This window comes from Kitasatospora sp. MY 5-36 (assembly GCF_001182915.1).
Lineage (GTDB): Bacteria > Actinomycetota > Actinomycetes > Streptomycetales > Streptomycetaceae > Kitasatospora.
The window spans coordinates 1-3,186 of the sequence record NZ_LFVW01000933.1 but is presented as its reverse complement, the minus strand read 5'-3'; the positions used below and the strand labels follow the sequence as shown (position 1 = coordinate 3,186).

Here is a 3,186-nt window from a genome sequence, read left to right as displayed (position 1 = left end):
GATCCGCCCGCCGGCGGCGTGCACGGCCCCGGTCACGGCGCGCCAGCCGGCCGCGTGCGCGGGCGTCTCCAGGCCGGGCAGGCGCCAGCCGGACTGGCCCTGCCGGCTGGGCCAGATGCCCTCGGTGACGATCAGGCCGGCGCTCGCGCGCTGGGCGTAGTACTCGGCGACGACGGGCAGCGGCGTGCCGTCCTCGGCGGCCCGGTAGCGCGTCATCGGGGCCATGACGACGCGGTTCGGCAGGTCGAGCGCGCCGAGGCGGTACGGGGTGAGCAGGGATGCGGTGGCGGTCGTGGTCATGCCGGTACGGTAGAACTTGACATCAGTGTCAGGTTCAAGCGCGGACGCCTGCCCCGTCCGTCGGCGCGGCCGCCTCGGTGAGGATCAACTCCTCGATCCCGTACAGGAACCGCTCCATCGCGGGGCGCGGCAGCACGGCTGGGTCCGCCGTCATGGCCAGGCTCAGCGCCTCGGCGGACTGCAGGGCGTCCAGGGCGTAGGTCAGGCCGGGGCGCGGCTCGAAGTCCACCGGCCAGCTGAGGGTGGTGTGCTCCTCGCCGGGGGCGGCCGGGGCCGGGAGCAGCTCCCGGGTGTCGTTGAACACGCAGGAGCGGTCGGCCAGTTGTACCCCCTCGGCGGTCAGTCGGTCGATCTCGGCGGCCAGGGCCAGCCTGTCGTAGTACGCGTGGCGGTAGGTGCCGATCGCCGCGGCGTGGGTACGGCGCACGACCTCGCCGAACTCGGCGGTGGCGTCCGGGAGATGGAACAGGCCGTCGCCCGCGATCACGCCGACCGCGTTGGCCAGCTCCGGCAGGAAGCGGTTGTTGACCACGACGTTCAGCACGGCCTCGGTGGAGCCGGCGAGCCGGGCGGTCATCGCGGCCGTCGCGGCGAGCAGCACCGAGCCCGTGCTGACCCGGTGCCGGGCCGCGACCCGCTCGACGGCCCGGGGCAGGGCGGGGGAGCGGAGCACCGCGTTCGGGAACCGGGCGGGCTCTGCGGTGGTCGGCAGGAGGGGTCGGGACGGGAAGAGTCGGGGCGGGCCGAGCCGGAGCTTGCGCACGAACTGCTTGCGGGCCCCCGCGTCGCGCCGCAGGCCGCGTTCGGAGGTCTGGAACTCGGCTTCCTCCAACGGCTGTTGGGATGGTTCGCGCAGCTCGGCCAGCTCCTCGGGGGAGCTTCCGAGGCAGAGTGCGGACAGGTCGGCGACCAGCCGGCTCATCCCGGAGCCGTCCACCGCAGTGTGCGAGAGCACCAGGCTGATGTGCCGGACCAGCCCGCCCGCCGTCACCGCGCCGACCCGCACCGGCCACTGGGTGGCGGTGTCGAAGGGCTGTGCCGCCAGCTCCTCATGCAGCCGGGTGCCGAGTTCGGCCGGGTCCTCGTGCTCCCCGGCGGGCCACAGGTGGACGTCCAGGGTGCCTTCGCCGTCGACGAGTTGGCGGAGGCCCCCGGCCTCGTCGGGGAGCAGCCGGGTGTGCAGCGAGTCGTGCAGGTGCAGCAGCCGCTCCAGCGCGGCGAGCAGGACGGGCAGGGGCAGCCCCGGGTCCAGCGGCGCGGCGGTGGCGATGTTGTAGCGCGGCGCGTCGGCCGGCGGCAGCCGTCGTACGGCGTCCCAGATGGCCCGTTGGCCCCAGGTGGCCGGTCCGGCCCCGGTCCGTCCGGACGAGAAGGCGAGCTCCAGCAGTTGGCGAGTGGTCACCGATCGGCTCTCCGTAGTGCGGTGGTCGTGGCGTCGTGGCGTCGTGCCGGTGCGTTGGGAGCGCGGGTGCTGCTGGGGAGAGTGTGGCGCACCGCCCGCCGCGCGTCGAGGGTCGTGCGGCCGACCGCGACCGGCGGCCGTCGGGAGTTCGGGGCTTCCAAAAGTCTCTTGATGTGAAGTATCTTGATGTCGAGATTGATGCCGATCGCGCGACTCGCGCCACGCACACGACGGGGGCCTGCCATGCGGGGGAACGGACTGATAGCGCAGCTGCGGCGGCCGCCGGGCGGGCGGGACGCGCGGATCATGCTGCTGGCGCAGTGCGTCGACCGGACCGGCACGGGGGTGTGGGCAGCGGCCTCGGTGCTCTACTTCACCTACGTCTGCGGGATGGACGCACGGCAGCTGGGACTGCTGCTCGGGGTGGGGGCGGTGGCGGGGATCGCCGGGTCCCCGCTGGCCGGGCGGGCGGCCGAACGGGTGCCGGTGCGGTGGCTGCTGATCGGCTGCCACCTGCTGCGGCTCGGGGCGATGGGGCTGCTGCTGGTGGTCGACGACTTCGCGGCGCTGCTGCCCGTGGTGGCCCTGATCTGCCTGGCCGAACGGGCCGCCAAGACCCTGGAGATGCTGTTCGCGACCCGGGTGGCGGGCGAGCGGCGGGCCACCTACCAGGCCCTGTTCCGCAGCGTGGCCAATGCCGGGTACGCGCTCGGCGCGGGTGTCGCGGCGATCGGGCTGGCGGTCGGGACCACCGCCGCCTACCGGGTGCTGATCCTGGCCAACGGGCTGTCCTACGTGCTGGCCGCCGTCCTGGTCTGGCGCACCAGGGAGCCGTCCGGGCGCGGTCTGGTCGCGGCGAAGGCCGGGGAGGCGCCAGCCGGGGCGGCGGCCGCCGCGCCCAGCCCCTGGCGCGACCGCGGCTACCTGCGGTTCGTCCTGCTGGACATGCCGCTGAACCTGGACGACTCGGTCCTCAACGTCGGGCTGCCGCTCTGGCTGGTCCACCACACCGGCGCGCCGCACGCCGTCGTCCCGGTCTTCCTGGTGCTCAACACGGTGCTCGTGGTGCTGCTGCAACTGCGGGTCTCCGCCTGGGCGGAGGGCGCGCTCGGGGCGGCCGCGGCGGTCCGCTGGTACGGGGTGACGGTGCTGGGCGGCTGCCTGCTGATCGCGCTCGCCACCGGTGCCGGGCCGGTCCTGGCCTCGGTCGCGCTGCTGGCCGCGGCGATGCTGATCACGCTGGCGGAACTGCTGCGCTCGGTGAGCTCCTGGGAGCTGGCGGTCGTGCTGGCCCCGCCGGGCGCCCAGGCCTCGTACCTCGGGGTCGCCGGGATGTCCCAGTCGGTGCAGAAGTCGGTGGGGCCGCTGCTGCTGACCGGGGTGGTGATGGCGGCCGGGCCGGTCGGGTGGCTCGGGCTCGGCGCGGCGACCGTCGGCCTCGGCGCGCTCCAGCGCCGGGCCAGCCTGCGGCGGCTGGCGGCGCT

Annotated in this window: 2 protein-coding genes and 1 pseudogene; 1 reads left to right on the top strand and 2 read right to left on the bottom strand. The window is 74.8% G+C overall.

The genetic code is table 11. The features are described 5' to 3' along the window. Both AE652_RS38450 and AE652_RS38445 read right to left on the bottom strand, forming a co-directional pair. Window positions 1–300, bottom strand: a pseudogene (locus tag AE652_RS38450) (alkene reductase); the annotation flags it as partial. Between the two features lie 34 nt (window positions 301–334). Further along, on the bottom strand, window positions 335–1,702 hold the full coding sequence (locus tag AE652_RS38445) for a condensation domain-containing protein (protein ID WP_049660052.1): 1,368 nt from the start codon (window positions 1,700–1,702) through the stop codon (window positions 335–337). Window positions 1,703–1,945: 243 nt separating this feature from the next. On the opposite strand from AE652_RS38445, the gene AE652_RS38440 reads away from it, so the two are divergent. Next, window positions 1,946–3,186: MFS transporter (locus tag AE652_RS38440; protein ID WP_234348694.1), on the top strand; the 1,241-nt coding region annotated here is incomplete at its 3' end.